General features: G+C 57.7%; 14 protein-coding genes. 5 read left to right on the forward strand and 9 right to left on the reverse strand.

Annotated elements, in window-relative coordinates:
• Positions 1-8: 8 nt before the first annotated feature.
• Genes ttrA through ttrB form a run of 3 tightly spaced genes read right to left on the reverse strand, consistent with a single transcriptional unit; the run spans position 9 to position 4,874 of the window.
• Positions 9-3,092 (reverse strand): tetrathionate reductase subunit TtrA, encoded by a 3,084-nt coding sequence (gene ttrA, locus ACMGG1_RS19220; protein ID WP_414160937.1) that lies wholly within the window; start codon positions 3,090-3,092, stop codon positions 9-11.
• Positions 3,085-4,143: a tetrathionate reductase subunit TtrC gene (gene ttrC / locus ACMGG1_RS19225; RefSeq protein WP_414160938.1), complete on the reverse strand. Its 1,059-nt coding sequence runs from the start codon at positions 4,141-4,143 to the stop codon at positions 3,085-3,087. The genes ttrA and ttrC overlap by 8 nt, the downstream gene beginning before the upstream one ends.
• The gene (gene ttrB / locus ACMGG1_RS19230; protein WP_129982662.1) at positions 4,140-4,874 is read right to left on the reverse strand and encodes a tetrathionate reductase subunit TtrB; all 735 of its coding nucleotides are present in this window, start codon (positions 4,872-4,874) and stop codon (positions 4,140-4,142) included. The genes ttrC and ttrB overlap by 4 nt, the downstream gene beginning before the upstream one ends.
• A 153-nt stretch (positions 4,875-5,027) precedes the next feature.
• Between ttrB and ttrS the strand changes: the two genes are divergently transcribed.
• Positions 5,028-6,782, forward strand: coding sequence for a tetrathionate respiration histidine kinase TtrS (gene ttrS / locus ACMGG1_RS19235; protein ID WP_414160939.1), 1,755 nt, complete (start codon positions 5,028-5,030; stop codon positions 6,780-6,782).
• Positions 6,760-7,359, forward strand: coding sequence for a tetrathionate respiration response regulator TtrR (gene ttrR, locus ACMGG1_RS19240; RefSeq protein ID WP_414160940.1), 600 nt, complete (start codon positions 6,760-6,762; stop codon positions 7,357-7,359). Before ttrS ends, ttrR begins: the two co-directional genes overlap by 23 nt.
• A 69-nt stretch (positions 7,360-7,428) precedes the next feature.
• On the opposite strand, the gene secF is transcribed toward ttrR, so the two are convergent.
• The 5 genes from secF to queA form a co-directional block, all read right to left on the reverse strand.
• Positions 7,429-8,397, reverse strand: a complete 969-nt coding sequence (gene secF / locus ACMGG1_RS19245) for a protein translocase subunit SecF (protein WP_020825464.1) — start codon at positions 8,395-8,397, stop codon at positions 7,429-7,431.
• 10 nt (positions 8,398-8,407) lie between these two features.
• Positions 8,408-10,255 carry a protein translocase subunit SecD gene (gene secD, locus ACMGG1_RS19250; RefSeq protein ID WP_071844576.1) on the reverse strand — a complete coding sequence of 616 codons (1,848 nt, stop codon included), beginning with the start codon at positions 10,253-10,255 and terminating at the stop codon, positions 8,408-8,410.
• Positions 10,256-10,280: 25 nt separating this feature from the next.
• Complete coding sequence (yajC, locus tag ACMGG1_RS19255) at positions 10,281-10,613, reverse strand: preprotein translocase subunit YajC (RefSeq protein WP_004949246.1); 333 nt, start codon at positions 10,611-10,613, stop codon at positions 10,281-10,283.
• A gap of 33 nt (positions 10,614-10,646) precedes the next feature.
• A complete protein-coding gene (tgt, locus tag ACMGG1_RS19260) occupies positions 10,647-11,771 on the reverse strand; it encodes a tRNA guanosine(34) transglycosylase Tgt (protein ID WP_020825462.1) in 1,125 nt (374 codons plus the stop codon).
• Positions 11,772-11,843: 72 nt separating this feature from the next.
• Positions 11,844-12,914, reverse strand: a complete 1,071-nt coding sequence (gene queA, locus ACMGG1_RS19265) for a tRNA preQ1(34) S-adenosylmethionine ribosyltransferase-isomerase QueA (RefSeq protein WP_115059873.1) — start codon at positions 12,912-12,914, stop codon at positions 11,844-11,846.
• A gap of 244 nt (positions 12,915-13,158) precedes the next feature.
• On the opposite strand from queA, the gene ACMGG1_RS19270 reads away from it, so the two are divergent.
• The 3 genes from ACMGG1_RS19270 (at position 13,159) to ggt (ending at position 16,566) form a co-directional block, all read left to right on the forward strand.
• Positions 13,159-13,740, forward strand: coding sequence for an ACP phosphodiesterase (locus tag ACMGG1_RS19270; RefSeq protein WP_020825460.1), 582 nt, complete (start codon positions 13,159-13,161; stop codon positions 13,738-13,740).
• Positions 13,741-13,969: 229 nt separating this feature from the next.
• Positions 13,970-14,572 carry a peroxiredoxin C gene (locus ACMGG1_RS19275; RefSeq protein WP_020825459.1) on the forward strand — a complete coding sequence of 201 codons (603 nt, stop codon included), beginning with the start codon at positions 13,970-13,972 and terminating at the stop codon, positions 14,570-14,572.
• Between the two features lie 230 nt (positions 14,573-14,802).
• Complete coding sequence (gene ggt, locus ACMGG1_RS19280; RefSeq protein ID WP_414160941.1) at positions 14,803-16,566, forward strand: gamma-glutamyltransferase; 1,764 nt, start codon at positions 14,803-14,805, stop codon at positions 16,564-16,566.
• A gap of 67 nt (positions 16,567-16,633) precedes the next feature.
• Here the strand turns inward: ggt and malZ are convergent, their stop codons facing one another.
• On the reverse strand, positions 16,634-18,457 hold the full coding sequence (gene malZ, locus ACMGG1_RS19285; RefSeq protein WP_122077476.1) for a maltodextrin glucosidase: 1,824 nt from the start codon (positions 18,455-18,457) through the stop codon (positions 16,634-16,636).
• Positions 18,458-18,585: the final 128 nt, after the last annotated feature.

An 18,585-nucleotide genomic window follows, 5' to 3' on the forward strand; every position in this document is an offset into this window, starting at 1 on the left:
CCTACCGCTTAGCTCAACCGCTGCAGCCTTGCCGGCAACCCCTGGCGCACCGCCGCGCCGCTGACCCAATCCAGCCAGCTATTGCTGATTTCGCGGGTCGGATCGGGCAAACCGAGGTCGTTGAGATTAATGCCGGCGGCAATGCGTGCATCCGCGGCCAACGGTTGACCATCCAGTGTGTGTGTCCGCGCACCCATCTCACGATGGCCATAACCATGCTCAATAGCAATTACGCCAGGCATCACACCATCCAGCAGGCTGATCTGGGCTTCGACGCTGCCCCCCGGGGTCTGCAACCTGACCCGATCGCCATGCCGCAGCGTATAGCGTCGCGCATCGGCCGGATTCAGCGCCACCAGATTGACCGGTTTCACCGCACGCAAGCGATCGATCGGTGCCGTAGAGCTGCTCATCAGATGCGATTTGAACGACATCAAACGGAATGGCCATGCCTCTGGCGGATAGTGCTCCCCGACATCAGAGCCGTCGGCAAAACGCGGCGGGTAATAGGTCGGACAGCCGCTATAGCGTTCTCCCGTCATCGCATGGCGGTGGCGGGCCACCTCTTCATTCCAGATATTCAATCCCTTTTTCCACTGCGGGCCGGTTTCATCGCCACGCCAGGCCTGCTCATAAGGCGCAAAACGCCCACCGCGCGCCAGCAGATAGCCCACACGCAGTCGCTCATCCGCTTTCAACACGCTATCCAGCGCCGGTTGCAGGCGATCGACCCCGGTCAATCGCAGCTCGCTTTCCGTCGCCTCGGGCAGCGGTTCACCGGCAAAGGCCACGTTGGCCGCCGCCCGCAGATAATAATCTTCGGCATTGTGCAGCCCGAAGCGGTTACCCTGTAGATCCTGCAATGCGCCGTCGCCAAAGCCCGGTAAACCCATTGCTTTAGACAGCGCAATGACAAAGCTCTCCAGCGCCACCGGCTGCCCATCGGCCGTTTTCGCCGTACGTGACGGCACCACCGGCCAACGTGCAGTGCTCGCCCGCACCATCACACCGGACCAGGGGGCGGTAAAGCCCCAACTCTCGAAGTTATGCGTATCCGGGACGATATAGTCCGCCAGCGCACTGGTTTCGTTAATAAAAGCATCGATCGCAATAAACAGCGGTAGCTGCCGCGGGTCCTTCAGCCGACGCTCAACCACCTCACGCAGACCGGCCACGCCATACAGCGGGTTGCCCATATGGCTGATCCAGGCTTTTAGCGGGTAGGGATATCCCATCAGCGCCGGTGCCAACTGTTCGGTGAACTGGCCCGCCACGAACGGGTACCAAGGCCCGCGCGCCGGGTAAGGTTTTTCCCCTTGCTCGAGCTTGCGGCGATATTCGTCGGATTGTTCATACGCCTGCTTGCTGCGTGATAGCACCAATCCTTTCGGTTTCACCATGCCGGGAAACGTCTTGAGGTTATAGCGTGGCCCGTCGGCAAACTCTTTGAATTTGCCGCCGCCTACCGAAACACCGCCCTTAAGGTTCAGGTTGCCGATCAGCGCGTTGAGCATCATCACCGCCCAACTGTTATAAAAGCCGTTGCCACTCATCATGCCGCCGTGAGCAATCACCGCCGCTTGCCGTTGGTAAGAGGTAAACTCTTTGGCCAGTGCGGCAATGGTCTCGGCACTGACGCCGCAGCGCGCGCTGTATTCAGCCAGCGTAAAGCGCTCAGCCGCCTGTTGCAGACACAGGAAGCTCGAACACACCCGAACCTGCGAACCGTCGGCCAACTGTAATGGCTGATCCACCCGCAACGCCCCCTGCAGCGCCAGGTTGGCCGCTACCGGCTGACCGCGCTGCTCATCCCATACCAAAGGCGAACTCTCTGACTCTCCTGGTGTGCTGCCGTCCAGATGTGCCTGACGCAAAAACTGTCCGCACAAGGGGTGATCTTCATCGGTGACTACCAGGTGCGTGGCATTGGTCCAGCTTTTTTCACCGGCGGCCTGCATTGCCACCTCGCCTGGCAACGCCAGGTAGTCTGCGTTATAACGTTCCTGTTCGATAATCCAGCGGATCATCCCCATGACCAACGCAGAGTCTGTACCGGGCAACACCGGCACCCAACGGTTGTGATCGTTGGCCAGGGTCGTGGTCAACGGCAATGCCGGAGCCACGACCACGTAACGAAACTCGTCGCGCATGCGGGCATTGGCCAATTGGCGCCCCTGGCGCTTGAACGGGTTGCCGGACTGCGCCGGTGAAGTGCCGAGAAACAGGCCAAAGCGCAAATTATCCCAGTCCGGTTTGACGTGGGCATTGGTTTCCAAATCGCCCATTAAAGCCCCGGAACCGGCACGATAGGCCAATCCACAATAGGCACCATGATGACCGAAGTTACGTGTCCCGAAGGCGTTTTGCGCGAAACGTTTGATGAACGCGTCCCGGCCTTCATCGCCGGCATTGGTGACCAACAGTTGATTGGCCTTGGGGCCCAACAAAGGCTGAGCCGGATCGAGCGGCGTGTCGAGATCGCGGATAGCCCGCAGCCCCTCGATCGGCCCTTCGCCAAACAGATCGCCGCCCTCCACCACTTCCTGAATCAGCTGTTCAAAGCTGATGCGTTGCCACTGCCCGCCGCCGCGCGGCCCTACCCGCTTCATCGGCTCCAGCACGCGGTAAGGGCTGGTTAATCCCTCCAGCAAGGTCGCGCCCCTGGCGCAGGCCGTCGAGCGTTGTTCAAGGCCCTCATCGCCCCCCAGACGGTTGAGCGCGTCCGCCACCGGCAAAGCGTAGGGAAAGTGACGATCGTGAGACAGCGGATGGTAAGGATTACCGGCGATCCGCAAGATCTGGTGGTTCTGGCGATCCACCCTGACCCGCACCCCGCATAGCGTCCAGCAGCCAAAACATTGGGTCATCGATACTGCCTGCTGTGGGTTGGCCTGCCAGCCATCGGGGTGTCGACGCCCTTCGGTCGGCAAGGCGTTGGCGCTGATCCTGTCCAGCGTCAATTTACCGCTGCTGCCGTCGCGCAGCCCGGTAAACACCTTCTGCACCATCTCGCTGTAGCTGGCGCCGAACAGCGTCAACCCGCCCAAGGCAAGGCCGCCTTTTAACCACTGACGCCGCGTTGACTTAGCCATAATGTTTTTTCTCCATCAACTGATGCTGTAATTCACGGATCCCAATGATTAACGCTATCCACAACCCCAAAGTGCCCAGAATCGCCAACAGCCCTTCGCTGCCGAGCGGTAGCACATAGGGATTGGTTAATACGTTGAACTTAGGCAGCGTCTGGGTTTGCATCAGCAGCAGCCAACGCACACCCCAGCAGAGCAACAGCGAGACCATGCACTGGCCCAGCAACCCTTTTGCCCCCAGCGCTTGGCTGCGAACTCGCCAGGCCAGCGCCAACAACAACAAGATCGAGACGACAACGGCGATGCCGGCCAAACGCCAAACCACGCCTTGACTTGCCAAGCGATGCAACGCGGCAGAGGACGTGCTGCCATCCAGCCACCAGCCAAGGCAAGAGAAGCACAGCAACAGCAAACTCACTGCCTGATAGCCAGCCAGACGTGGCTGCCATTGCGGTTCGTACCGCAACCAGCAGGCCAACAGCGGCGGAACGGCCTGCACAGCGGTAAGCAACAGCAACCAGGGCAACCACAGGCTGTACCACAGCGGCTGCGCCCTGAGGACGGATACCTCGCGCCCGGTGTAGAGCAAGATGCTGGCTGCCGAAAGCAAGGTGGCCAGCGCCACCCAACGTAGCCATTTTTCCTCGCGCCAGGCCGGGAATATCTGCAACCAACGCGCCCAGAATGGCAAGGTTTCCGCTCTCAACCGGCTACGCATCAGCAGCGCGAAATAGCCCATCACTAGCAGGGTAAACAGCGGCAAGAACAGCGAGCCGAGCGACATCCACGACCAGGGCGTAAAGTGCGCGTAAAAATGCCAGATACGGGCAGGTTGGTGCAGATCGGCACTCAGAGCCAATGGCGCCACGGTGCCGCTCACGACTGCCAACGAGACGGCGGCCAGTTCCAGCCGGACCGTTTTATTGGGTTCACGCCAGCGCAGCCAGACGGCAATAACGACGCTGCCGCAGGCCAAACCGATGAAGAAGAAATACTGCACCGCCCAGGGCAGCCAGGCGATCTCCTGCGGACGGGCCATGATTTCGCGGATCATGCGTGCACCTCCTGCCACAACGCCGGTTGCCCCCGGACATGGCTGACGAAAGCCTCATCCAGCCCCAGATAGAAAACCTGCGGATGCGTGCCCTGCTCGGGCTTGAGTACCTTGAGCTGAGGCTGGTGCTGTTCCAAAGTGCGCCTCAACACTCCCTGACGATCGTTAAGATCGCCAATCATCCGTGCGCCCCCGACACAGGATTCGACACAGGCCGGTAGCAGTCCGGCATCCAGCCGATGCACGCAGAACGTGCATTTGTCCGCGGTTTGAGTTTCATGGTTGATAAAGCGCGCCTCATAAGGGCAGGCCTGTACGCAATAGGCACAGCCAACGCAACGGGTGTTATCGATCACCACAATGCCGTCCTGCCGCTGGAAAGTGGCCTGTACCGGGCAAACCGGCACGCAGGGCGGGTTATCGCAGTGATTGCACAACCGTGGCAACAGCACGTTGGTGGTCGATGCCTGACCCTCCAGGGTGACCTGATATTGCAGTACACTGGTGCGAAATTGCCCCTGAGGCAGTTGGTTTTCCACCGCGCAACTGACCGTGCATGCCTGACAGCCAATGCAGCGACGCAAATCAATCAGCATCGCCATGCGTTTTTCACCGTTGCCTTCGCGACGGGCCGGCTGTAACTGCCAACCTGACTGCGCCAGCGGCACCAGCGCAGCGCCGGCGGTGAGCGCTCCTAGCCGTTGTAAAAACTGACGTTTCCCACTGTCCATTGATTTCTCCCAATAAATACCTGCCGGGGAACTGATACAAGGGAGTGTAAAAAGGGCAACCGGTCGCCAATATTGTGGTTTACCACATTACCGTCGACGGCTTGATCCAGGACAATTCAGACCGGTGATGGGGATCATAAAAGCGGAGATGATGTGAAAAGAGCAGCGCTACTTCTGTTGCTGGGCAGTTGGTTGAGCTCAGCCTGGGCGGAACAATGGACGATAGCGGTGCTGGCGCTGCGTGGCGATGCCCATGCGCTGGTCCAATGGCAGCCGTTGGTCGATCACCTTAACCGCCAGTTTCCCGCAGACCATTTCCAACTGTCGCCAGTGAGCCTCAGCGGTATGAAAGAGGCCGTCCGCAGCGAGCGCGTCGATTTTCTGCTCACCAACCCGGCTCAATACGTTCAACTGGATAACCGCTATCCACTGCGCTGGCTGGTTTCACTGCGTTCAGCCCAACCCCCTCTGCAGGGCTCAAGCAACGTCGTCGGCAGCGTCATACTGGTGCGCAGCGACAGTCTAATAACTACGCCCCGCCAACTGACCGGAAAGAACGTTGGTGCCGTCGCTACCGATGCTTTTGGCGGCTACCTGCTGGGTTACAAAGAACTGCTTTCCGCGGGCCTGAACCCGGAGAAAGATCTGCAGCTGCACTTCAGCGGTTACCCGGCGGATGCTCTACTGTATCAATTGCGCGATCGGGCATTGGATGCGGTGATTGTGCCGGTTTGCCTGTTGGAAAAAATGCAGGCGGAAGGGTTACTGCGTGCCGGTGATTATCGCGCACTGCTGGCGAAGCAAAGCGACCAGCGCTGCCTGACCAGCACCGAACTGTACCCTAACTGGTCCTTTGCCGCCTTAAACCACGTGCCGGACCGGTTGGCAGACGAATTAACTCGCCAGTTGCTGCAGATGAACACCCCCGGCTTGCCGGTTTGGGGAGCCCCGGCGTCATCACGTCAGGTTAATCAGCTGCTGCAGGATCTGAATATCCACCCGACGCAGCGTTCTCTCTGGCAGGAACTGTACCTTTGGGCACAGCAGCATTGGCTGCTGCTCAGTGGCATTGTCGGGGTGATGGTATTGCTCGGCGCCAATCATCTGTGGGTAGGTTATCTGGTACGCCGCCGCGGGCGCCAACTCGAACAAATGCATCAGACGCTACGCGCCAGAGAAACTGCTCTGGCCCGGGCGCAGCGCCTCAGCGCCCTGGGCGAAATGGCCTCCGGTTTTGCCCATGAGCTTAACCAACCGCTGGCGGCGATCCGCCACTATGCGGAAGGGTGTCGTATCCGTCTGGAGCGCAGCGACAACCAACATGAACTGCTGCCAATCCTCGAACAGATTGGCCAGCAGGCACAGCGTGGTGCGGAGAGTATCGTTAACTTGCGACGCTGGGCCAGCAAAACACCCCATGACGAAAATGCACAATGGCTGTTACTGCGCCCGCTGGCGGCACACGTCATCCAATTGATGCAGATCGAACAACAATATCCGCAGTGCCGATTAACCATTAACATCCCGTCGCAGAGTCAGCTGTACAGCCAGGCGACGTTATTAGAGCAAGTGCTCACCAATCTGTTGAGCAACAGCCTGCAGGCGGGTGCCCGACAAATCACGCTGCGCCACGAAGCCGACGCACATCAGCACCGGTTGCTTATTGAAGACGATGGCGGCGGGCTCAACGCCGAACAACTGGCACTGCCGTTCGTGCCCTTCCGCAGTACCAAACAGGAAGGTCTCGGGTTAGGGTTGGTGATCTGCCAGCGGCTGTTGAAGGGCCAAGGCGCAGAGCTGACGCTGGAAAATTACTTAGCTTCCCCACAACGACAGGGGCTGCGCGTGATTCTGCACTTCCCTGTCATTCAAAAGGATCCCAGCCATGGCGCTGATACATCTGGTTGATGATGATTTTGCCGTTACCGACGCCTGCCGCTTTTTACTCGAAGGGCTGAATTATCGGGTACAAACCTGGCACGACAGTCAAAAATTCATCGACAGCATCGATCCCTATCAATGCGGCGTCGTCATGCTGGATATCCGGATGCCGGGGATTGACGGGCAACAGGTTCATCAACAGCTGCGGCGGCAAAACAGTACGCTGGCGGTGGTGATCGTCACCGGTCACGGCGATATTGCCATGGCCGTGGAGGAAATGAAGCTGGGAGCCGTCGATTTTCTACAAAAACCGATCGCCGCCGCGCCGCTGATTGAAGCACTGGAGCGCGGCATTATCCATTCGCAACGTCAGGTTGAGCAACGCCAACGGCAACAGCTTTTCGGCGCGCTGACACCGCGCGAACGCGATATTGCCCGTGCGGTAGCCGCAGGAATGACCAACAAACAGATCGCCGCACATCACTTTATCGCGGTACGCACCGTCGAAGTGCATCGGGCCAGAGTGATGGAAAAAATGCAGGCGGGTAGCCTGGCAGAACTGGTGAACGCGCTTAACCGACTAACGCTAACCAGTCTGGATTAGCGATTTTCAGGCAAAAAAATGCCGGTCGGGATAAACCGGACCGGCATCGTATTTCAACTCACCGACAGATTATGGCAAGAGAGAAGGCTGATCTGCGCCCTCTTTCTCCACTTTCTGCTGCAGCATGTGTTCACGTTTCATACCCAGCTTCAACGCCAGCGCGGACGCCACGTAGATGGAGGATACGGTACCGATAGACACACCGATCAACATAGCCAGAGAGAAGCCGTGCAGCATCGCGCCGCCGAAGATGTACAGCATCAGCACCACCATCAGGGTGGTACCGGAGGTCATCAAAGTACGGCTCAGCGTCTGGGTCAGCGACACGTTCATGATTTCGTAAGGCGTCCCGCGGCGGATCTTGCGGAAGTTCTCACGAATACGGTCGGAAACCACGATGCTGTCGTTCAACGAGTAACCGATAACCGACATCAATGAAGCGACGATGGTCAGGTCAATCTCGATATGGAACAGCGACAGCACACCCAAGGTGATGACCACGTCGTGCGCCAGCGCGATAACCGCCCCCAGCGCCAAACGCCATTCGAAGCGGAAACCGACGTAGATCAGGATACTGATCAACGCCACCAGCAGCGCCATGCCACCGTTTTGCGCCAGTTCGGTGCCCACGCTCGGGCCGACGAACTCTATGCGTTTTACGCTAGCGTTTTTGTCGACCGAATCGTTGATCACGCCGATCACTTTGTTACCCAGTTCCTGGCCAGCGGTACCGGTCGCCGGTGGCATACGCACCATCACGTCACGGCTGCTGCCAAAGTTCTGAATAACCGGGTCCTGGAACCCGGCTTTTTCCAGCGTATCGCGCATCAGATCGAGGTTGGCCGGTTTTTCCAGGCTGATTTCAATCACCGTACCGCCGGTGAAATCCAGACCCCAGTTAAAACCGCGTACCGACATAACGGCGATTGACGCGATCAGCAGCACCAGCGAGATGCCGAAGGCCACGTAATCCCAGCGCATAAAGTCATAGACTCTACGGCCGTAGTTGAGTTGTTCAACAGTATAATCCTGTGCCACAACGCACTCCTCAGATAGACAGCTTGTTAATGCGTTTGCCGCCGTAAAGCAGGTTGACGATGGCACGGGTACCGACAATCGCGGTGAACATGGACGTCGCCACACCGATTGCGGTGGTAATCGCAAAGCCCTTGATCGAACCGGTACCTACTGCGTACAGAATGATCGCGGTGATCAGGGTGGTGATGTTGGCGTCAACGATACTGGAGAACGCGCCTTTATAGCCCTCATGGATCGCCTGCTGAACGGAACGTCCGTTCTTCAGCTCTTCCTTGATACGTTCGTTAATCAGTACGTTGGCGTCGACCGCCACCGCCAGCGTCAGCACGATACCGGCAATCCCCGGCATGGTCAGCGTCGCCCCCGGCAGCAGGGACATCACGCCGACAATCAGCACCAGGTTGGCGACCAGCGCCGTGGTGGCGATCATGCCGAACTTACGGTACCAAACCACCATAAACACGATGGATGCCACCAAGCCCCACAAGCAGGCTTCCAGACCTTGGGTGATGTTCTGTTGTCCAAGGGTCGGGCCGATTGTACGCTCTTCCACAATCTGGATTGGCGCAATCAGCGCACCGGCACGCAGCAGCAGCGAAAGCTGACGTGCTTCGTTCGGGTTGCCGATACCGGTAATACGGAAGCTGTTGCCCAGACGTGACTGAATGTTCGCCACGTTGATCACTTCTTCCTGTTTCACCAGAATCGCACGGCCATTGGCGTCTTTCTTGCCGCTGTCCTTGTACTCCACAAACAGGGTCGCCATCGGCTTGCCGATATTGTCCTTGGTGAAGTTGGACATCGCAGTGCCGCCGGCACTGTCCAGCGAGATGTTCACCTGCGGTTGGTTATATTCGTCGGTGCTGGAAGTGGAGTCGGTGATATGGTCACCGGTCAGGATCACACGCTTGTACAGCACGACAGGCTGGCCTTCACGGGTGTCTTTCACTTCTGAGTCGCCTGGAACACGGCCATTTGCCGCAGCCGTGACGTCCGCATTGGTGTTAACCAGGCGGAATTCCAGCGTAGCGGTAGCGCCGAGGATCTCTTTGGCGCGAGCGGTATCCTGAATGCCAGGCAGCTCGACCACGATGCGGTCGGAGCCCTGACGCTGCACCAGCGGTTCGGCAACGCCGAGCTGGTTAACGCGGTTACGCAGGATAGTGATGTTCTGCTGTACCGCGTATTCGCGCGCTTCGCTCAGACGGGCATCCGTCAAGTTGGCTTTCAGGGTGTTGCTGCCGTTGGCAGAGAACACCATATCGCGCTGACGCGGACTGAGGTAGCTGATGGCCTGATCGCGGGCAGCATCGTCACGGAAACGTACTTCCACGCCGTTGTTGTCCAGCTTGCGGATAGACGCATAAGGAATGCCCTTTTCACGCAGCTCGCTGCGCAGGGTATCCATGGTCTGTTCCTGCAGCTTGCTCAGGGCAGTGTCCATGTCGACTTCCATCAGGAAGTGCACGCCACCGCGCAGGTCCAGACCGAGTTTCATCGGTTCGGCGCCCAGCATGGCCAACCAGGCTGGTGTGGCCGGCGCCAGGTTCAGCGCAACCACGAACTTGTCACCCAGTTCCGCCATCAGGGCTTCACGGGCACGCAGCTGAATATCAGGATTGCTAAAGCGAGCCAGAATGGCGCCATTTTCCAGCGCAATCGACTTGCTCGTAATCTTGTCTTTTTCTAATACGGTACGGACTTGGTCCAGTGTAGTTTCACTGGCGGCGACACCGCGCGCGCCAGTGATTTGTACAGCCGGATCCTCACCATAGATGTTGGGAAGCGCGTAAAGCAGACCGATGAAGATCACCACGATCAGCATCAGATACTTCCACAAAGGATAACGGTTTAGCACGGCAATTCCCTTCGGGAAAACAAAATTACAGGGCCTTCATGGTACCTTTCGGCAGAACGGCCGCCACGAAGTCACGCTTGATCATCACTTCCGTGGTGTCGTTCAGCGCAATGGCGATAATGCCGGTGTCAGCCACTTTGGTCACGCGGCCAATCAGGCCACCGGTGGTCAGCACTTCATCACCCTTGCCGATCGAGTCCATCAGCTTCTTGTGCTCTTTAGCGCGTTTCTGCTGTGGGCGCAGGATCATGAAATAGAAAATCAGACCGAACACCACCAGCATAATGATCAGAGAGTACGGGCTTCCCTGAGCCGGAGCCCCTGCGGATGCGACGGCGTCAGAAATGAAAAAGCTCATTGAAATTCCCTCATTAAGTTATCAATTATTAATTCAAGCGTTTAAAGGTGGAATCGGCTTACCGATCCGACCGTAGAAATCCGCAACAAACAGCTCTAATTTACCCTGTTCAATGGCCTCGCGTAAACCCGCCATCAGGCGTTGGTAGTGACGCAGGTTATGAATGGTGTTCAATCGGGCACCCAGTATTTCGTTGCAACGATCAAGATGATGCAAGTAGGCGCGGCTGTAATTGCGACACGTATAGCAATCACAGTCTTTATCCAGCGGAGAAGTATCATCCTTGTGCTTGGCATTACGGATTTTTACCACACCGTCAGTCACGAACAGATGGCCGTTACGGGCATTACGCGTTGGCATCACGCAGTCGAACATATCGATACCGCGACGCACGCCTTCAACCAGATCTTCCGGCTTGCCGACGCCCATCAGGTAACGCGGCTTATCTTCCGGAATTTGCGGGCAAACATGTTCAAGAATGCGGTGCATATCCTCTTTTGGCTCACCGACCGCCAGGCCGCCCACAGCGTAACCATCAAAACCGATATCCACCAGCCCTTTTACTGAAACATCACGTAAATCTTCGTAAACACCGCCCTGAATAATGCCGAATAACGCATTTTTATTATTCAGTTCGTCAAAACGCTGGCGGCTGCGCTGCGCCCAGCGCAGTGACATTTCCATCGAACGCTTGGCGTAGTCCCAATCTGCCGGGTACGGCGTACATTCGTCGAAAATCATCACGATGTCGGAACCCAGGTCATACTGGATTTCCATCGATTTTTCCGGGCTGAGGAACACCTTGTCGCCGTTGATCGGGTTACGGAAATGAACGCCTTCCTCTTTAATCTTGCGCATTGCGCCCAGGCTGAACACCTGGAAGCCGCCGGAATCGGTGAGGATCGGGCCATGCCACTGCATGAAATCATGCAGATCGCCATGCAGCTTCATGATTTCCTGGCCTGGGCGCAGCCACAGGTGGAAGGTGTTGCCCAGCAGGATCTGCGCGCCGGTCTCTTTCACTTCTTCCGGCGTCATGCCTTTTACCGTGCCGTAGGTGCCGACAGGCATAAAGGCCGGGGTTTCCACCACGCCACGGTCAAAGATCAGGCGGCCACGGCGAGCGCGGCCATCGGTAGTGTCTAATTCGTACTTCACAAAGCCTCCAGCATCAGAGAAACAGTCTGATGTCGTTAAAACAGGGCCGCGCCAGATGCGCAGCCCAGAAAATCAGGCGCCGACGGACTCTTGCTCCGCCTGCGGGTTACGGCTGATGAACATCGCATCGCCATAGCTGAAGAATCGGTACTGCTCGGCCACCGCCTGCTGATAAGCATTCATGGTGTTTTTATAACCGGCAAAGGCGGAAACCAGCATAATCAGCGTGGACTCCGGCAGGTGGAAATTGGTCACCAGCGCGTCAACCACCTGATAATGGTAGCCGGGGAAGATAAAGATGCTGGTATCGCCGAAGAACGGGGCAATTAACGCATCCTTGCTGGCGTTGGCGGCGCTTTCCAGGGAACGCACCGAGGTCGTGCCTACCGCCACCACGCGCTTGCCGCGAGCTTTACAGGCCAATACTGCGTCAACCACGTCCTGCGGCACTTCCGCATATTCGGCGTGCATGACGTGTTCTTCGATGGTTTCCACCCGCACCGGTTGGAAGGTGCCGGCGCCCACATGCAGCGTGACAAAGGCCATCTCGATGCCCTTCTCACGCAGCGCGGCCAGCAGCGGCTCGTCGAAATGCAGCCCGGCGGTCGGCGCAGCGACGGCACCCGGCTTCTCGCTGTAGACCGTCTGATAAAGCTCGCGGTCAGCGTCTTCGTCCGGGCGATCGATATAAGGTGGCAGCGGCATGTGGCCGACGGCATTGAGGATAGTGAACACATCGCGCTCATCGTTGAAACGCAGTTCGAACAGCGTATCGTGACGCGCCACCATGGTGGCGGCGATGCTTTCATCGTCGCCCAGCAGCAGGTCGGCGCCCGGCTTAGGGGCCTTCGACGCGCGAACATGCGCCAGCACACGATGGTCATCCAGCACGCGCTCGACCAGAACTTCAATCTTGCCGCCGCTGACCTTGCGGCCAAACATGCGGGCCGGGATCACCCGGGTATTGTTGAACACCAACAGATCGCCGGCTTCCAGATTATCCAGCAGATCGGTGAATACGCCGTGCGTCAGCGCCCCGCTCGGCCCGTCCAACTGCAACAAGCGGCAACCGCTACGCTCAGATTGGGGATAGCGGGCAATCAGGGACTCGGGAAGTTCAAATGAAAAATCGGCGACGCGCATGGGTATTCACTTCTTCAATTGTATATACCCTATGAATTTCAAGTTGCAGTTAGGCGGCCAGCTTGCCCATCTCCGGGAGCTTACTTGAGTAAGTGAACGGAGTGGGCAAGTGCAGCCAACAACACTGCGGCTTGAAAGGCGACGGGTATGTTGGTCATAAAAAACAGGCGGCCTAGTCTAAAGCTGTGGGCGGTCAGCGGCAAGAAATAAGGAGGATTTGCATGACTTCAGGTATAGTTGCCGGATGAATTTTCTCGCTCATCTCCATTTGGCCCAGCTTGCGGAAAGCTCGTTACTGGGCAATCTGTTGGCCGACTTCGTGCGCGGCAACCCCGCAGGCGAGTACGATCCCGAGGTGGTGGCCGGCATTATGATGCACCGCCGCGTCGACGTATTGACCGACAGCCTGCCGCAGGTCAAAGCCTGCCGCGACTATTTCTCTGCAGAACACCGGCGCGTAGCGCCAATCACGCTCGACGTGGTATGGGATCACTTTCTGGCTCGCCACTGGCAGCAACTGGAACCGTCCCTCAGCCTGCACGGCTTTACCCAGCAAGCCCGCAGCCAGATCGTGCCGCATTTGCCACTGACGCCGGCGCGCTTTCAGAATTTGAACGGTTATCTCTGGCCGGAACGCTGGCTGGAGCGCTACGCCGAACTGCCGTTTATCGGCAACGTGCTGGCGGGCATGGCCAGCCGTCGTCCACGCCTGGCGGCGCTGGCGGGCTCTTTCGCCGACGTAGAGCGCAATTATCATCAGCTTGAAACACAGTTCTGGCAGTTTTACCCCCAGATGATGCAGCAGGCAAAAGAGAAAAAGCTGTAAGGTAAAACCAAACCCATTGAAAATGCGACGCTTTACAAGAAATTGCTTTTTAAGCCTTGCCCTTTTACGGGAAAAGGTTATTTTTAAAGCTCGCTAAATTTAATCAACGACTTTGATAGGTAAAAGCTATCTCATTGATTGGTCTTTTACCCTTTATTCACCCAGTCGTGGCCCCTATACTGGCCCTTGTTTTTACATCAACCCCTTAACACCTATTACAGGAGTAATTATGGTCCTGGTAACTCGTCAAGCCCCTGACTTCACCGCAGCTGCCGTACTCGGCAATGGCGAAATCGTTGAAAACTTCAACTTCAAGAAGCACCTGAACGGCAAACCGGCCGTCCTGTTCTTCTGGCCGATGGACTTCACCTTCGTATGTCCTTCTGAGCTGATCGCTTTCGATCACCGCTATGAAGAGTTCCAGAAGCGTGGCGTTGAAGTGGTTGGCGTTTCATTCGACTCAGAATTTGTCCACAACGCATGGCGTAAAACCCCAGTCGAAAATGGCGGCATCGGGGAAGTGAAATACGCAATGGTTGCTGACATTAAGCGTGAAATTCAGAAAGCTTACGGCATCGAGCACCCAGAAGCAGGCGTTGCCCTGCGTGGTTCTTTCCTGATCGACAAAGACGGCGTGGTTCGCGCTCAGGTTGTTAACGACCTGCCAATCGGCCGTAACATCGACGAAATGATCCGTACCGTTGACGCATTGCAATTCCACGAGCAGCACGGCGAAGTGTGCCCGGCTCAATGGGAAAAAGGCAAAGCAGGTATGGGCGCTTCTCCAGACGGCGTAGCTAAATACCTGTCCGAAAACGCTTCCAAGCTGTAATTTCAGCCCGTTAGCGTATCAACCGGCCCTCGTGGCCGGTTTTTTTTGCGCCAAATTAGGGCGTATTGCCCAGTTATCGTGCTTCATTTCCTTGTTTCCGCTCACATTTCCCCGGCGGTTTTCCGCACGTATCCCTATCAGCAGCTAGTATCAATAACGCTGGCCCACTCTTTGCACGACACCGGTGGCAAGCCAAACACAATAAGAAAACTGACAGGGTAGGAATAACTATGTTTTTACAGAAATGGAGCAAGCCGCTGACCATGGCGGCGCTGCTGGTCAGCAGCAGCCTGTATGCCGCATCCAATCCGGCGGTCGAAGCCAAAAACGGCATGGTGGTAACATCGCAACATCTGGCCTCTCAGGTCGGCGTCGATATCCTGAAACTGGGCGGTAATGCCATAGACGCAGCCGTGGCTGTGGGTTACGCGCAAGCGGTGGTCAACCCGTGCTGCGGCAACATCGGCGGCGGGGGCTTTATGACGGTGCACCTGGCTGACGGCACCGATACCTTTATCAATTTCCGTGAAACCGCGCCGGCGGCGGCCAATGCCAACATGTATCTGGATGCCGAGGGCAACGTGAAGAAAGGTGCCAGCCTGTATGGCTATCTGGCGGCGGGCGTGCCGGGTACGGTACTGGGAATGGAAACTGCGCGCGTTAAATACGGCAAGCTGAGCCGCGAACAGGTCATGGCGCCGGCCATCAAACTGGCGCGCGAGGGCTTTATCTTGACCCGTGCCGACACCGATATTCTCGATACGACCGTCGCGCGCTTTAAGCAAGATCCGGAATCCGCCAAAATCTTCCTGCGCGCTGACGGCACGTCACTGCAGCCGGGCGATCGCCTGGTGCAAAACGATTTGGCCAACACCCTGACCGCTATCGCCAAAGAGGGGCCAGACGCCTTCTACAAAGGCAAAATCCCCCAAGCGGTAGAGGCGGCAGCCAAACAAGGCGGCGGTATCCTGACCGCGGCCGATTTCGCCAACTACAAAGTGACCGAAACCCCGCCGATCACCTGTAGCTATCGCGGCTATAAATTTGTATCGGCGCCCCCACCCAGCTCAGGCGGCGTGACGCTGTGCGAAATCCTCAACGTGGTTGAGGGTTATGACCTGAAAAGCATGGGCTTCAATTCGGCAGCGGCAATCCATACCATGACCGAAGCGATGCGCCACGCCTATATGGACCGCAACACCTACCTTGGCGACCCTGAGTTCATCAAGAATCCGATCGACAGGCTGGTCAGCAAGAGCTATGCCGAAGAAATCCGCAAGAAAATCGTCGCTGACAAAGCTACACCGTCGGAAAACGTACAGCCCGGCATGGAACCCCACGAGAAGCCGGAAACCACCCATTACTCGATTGTCGATCATGATGGCAACGCCGTCTCTACCACCTATACCGTTAACGGCCGCTTTGGCGCAGTGGTGATCGCACCGGGCACCGGCTTCTTCCTCAATGATGAAATGGATGACTTCACCGTCAAGGTCGGCGAGAAAAACCTCTATGGCCTGGTGCAGGGTACCGCCAACAGCATTGCCCCCGGTAAGCGCCCACTATCATCGATGAGCCCGACGCTGGTGACCAAAGACAATAAAATCTTTATGGTACTCGGCTCGCCGGGCGGCTCCCGCATCATCACCATCACCCTGCAGACCGCGCTCAACGTGATTGACCACGGCATGGCGCCGCAGGAGGCGGTAGATGCGCCACGTATCCACCATCAGTGGTTGCCGGATGAGGTTTACTACGAGCAGCGCGGCGTTTCTGCCGATACGCTTAAAATCCTTGCCGGTATGGGTTACAAGATGGTTGAACAAACGCCGTGGGGCGCGGCGGAGCTGATTCTGGTGGGCCTGCCGGGTGCCGCCGGAGTCAGCCCGGCCAACTCCGGCAACGATTCGGCAGTGTCCGGCAAGGTGCGCGAAGGCTACCTGTACGGTGCCAATGACGTTCGCCGCCCAGCCGGTTCTGCCGTGGGATATTGATCGGCTCATTGGGCGTGTGAACGCCCACTCACTGAATTAAGGGCCGGGATACCGGCCCTTTTCTGTCTTAACCCAGCCGCCGCCACAGGGTCACGGACTCTTCACCCAGCTGCAGCGCCATCGCATTCTGCGTTTCTTCCATTTCGCCCTTTCCTTCCAGCCGCTGCCATTGGCCTGCGGCCAGCAACGGCGTGTACGGCAACGTCACTGCACCGCTGCCAGCACGCTGCAATGCCACCAACACCTGTTCTTGTTGATAGAGACGCACAAATACCAAGGTCTCTCCGACCGCGTGCAGCACCTGACAGCCACCGCGACGCAGCGCCAGGCTCTGTTTGCGTAGCGCCGCCATTCGCTGGAACAAAGCCAGCAGGGGCCGATCCCAGTGGCTCTCATCCCACGGGAAGGGTTTCCGACAGAATGGATCGTTGGCGCCATCCAGGCCAATTTCATCGCCATAATATAAACAGGGCACACCGATCCAACTCATCAGCCACACTGCCGCCATCTGCATCCGCGCCCGGTTGCCCTGCAATAGCGTCAGAAAGCGCGCGGTATCGTGGCTGTCGAGTTGATTGAACTGGATCAACTGGCGGCCATGCGGCAAGCCTGCCCGGTAGCCGTCCATCCATTGTGCACACTCCGCCGCCGACATCCGCACCGGGTGATGCGCGACGTCCAATCCGGCGAGAAACCCCCTCACCGGCAGGGCAAAGCCCATGTAGTTCATCGCCGCATCTTCAACGCCGGCATGCAGCCAGCGCCGCGCATCGCCAAAATGCTCGCCCAGTACATAGGCCTGCGGATTTTCCTGCTTAACCGCGTGATAAATGCCTGCCAGATGCCGCAGGTTGCCGGTGGCCCCGCCGTTTTCACCCAGCATATGCACCACGTCCAGCCGCCAGCCGTCAATGCTGTAGGGCGGGCGTAACCAATGGCGCACTACGCTGCCCTCACCGCGATAAATCGCCTCCGCCACCTGGGGTTCGGCAAAGTTGAGCTTCGGCAGGCTGGCGTTGCCCTTCCAGTCAAGCGCACGGCCATCCGGGTAGAAATTAAACCAGCCACGATAGGGAGAATCCGGGTGGTGGCAAGCGCCGCTGTCGCCTTGCTGGTGACGATCAAACCACGGGTGGGAATCGCCGGTATGGTTAAATACCCCGTCGAGTACCAGTTTCATCCCCACCTTGTGAGTGCTCACTCGCAAACGTTGCAAGGCGACGTTGCCGCCCAAATAGGGATCGACCTGATAATAGTCTTCGGTATCGTATTTATGCACGCTGGGTGCGGTAAAGATCGGGTTCAGATAGAGCGCCGTCACGCCCAACTGCTGCAGGTAAGGCAATTTTTGGCTAATGCCGTCCAGGTCGCCACCATAGAAGGTGGACGCGGCGTGTCGGTCCTCCAGCGGCTGCTGCCAGTCACAGCGAACGACATCGCAGCCGGCGGCATGGTGACGATAGCTGCCGCTCTGAATGCCGTGTTCGCCGCCGCTGCTGGCAAAGCGATCGGGAAAGATTTGATAGAAAATCTGGTCGGCCACCCATTGCGGGCTGCTGTCGGGCACGTCGACGGCAAATTGCGTCAATTGTCCCGGCGGCGTCAGAGACTCTCCCTGTGGACCGAACCATTGCTGGCGGTCGGCCCAGACCAGCTTGAAGCAGTAACGGCGGGTTGCCTCGCCCTCATTCAGGGTCAGGCTGGCCTGATATCGCTGCAACCCGCCAACCTGCTGCCCTTTCATGATCAGCAGCCATTCTTCATTGTCCGGCTCGGCGCGTAAAAAAACCTGTTCAGGCAGTTCATTGCCCTGTAACCACAGCGTGATATCCAGGCGTTGTCCCTTCTTCACCACAAAAGGCGGGACCGGTTGATGCCAGGCGTTAAGCATGACTTTCCTCCAGCTGTACAAAACGAAATCGACGACGTTATTCAATGCCACGAACAATGCCACGTTGAGTGTCAGTCCCCCTCCTCTCTGGCCGGTAAACTCGGGGAGGAGCCGGGGGGTGGAGATAA

Source organism: Serratia sp. BNK-12 (genome assembly GCF_047456085.1).
GTDB classification, from domain to species: domain Bacteria; phylum Pseudomonadota; class Gammaproteobacteria; order Enterobacterales; family Enterobacteriaceae; genus Serratia; species Serratia liquefaciens.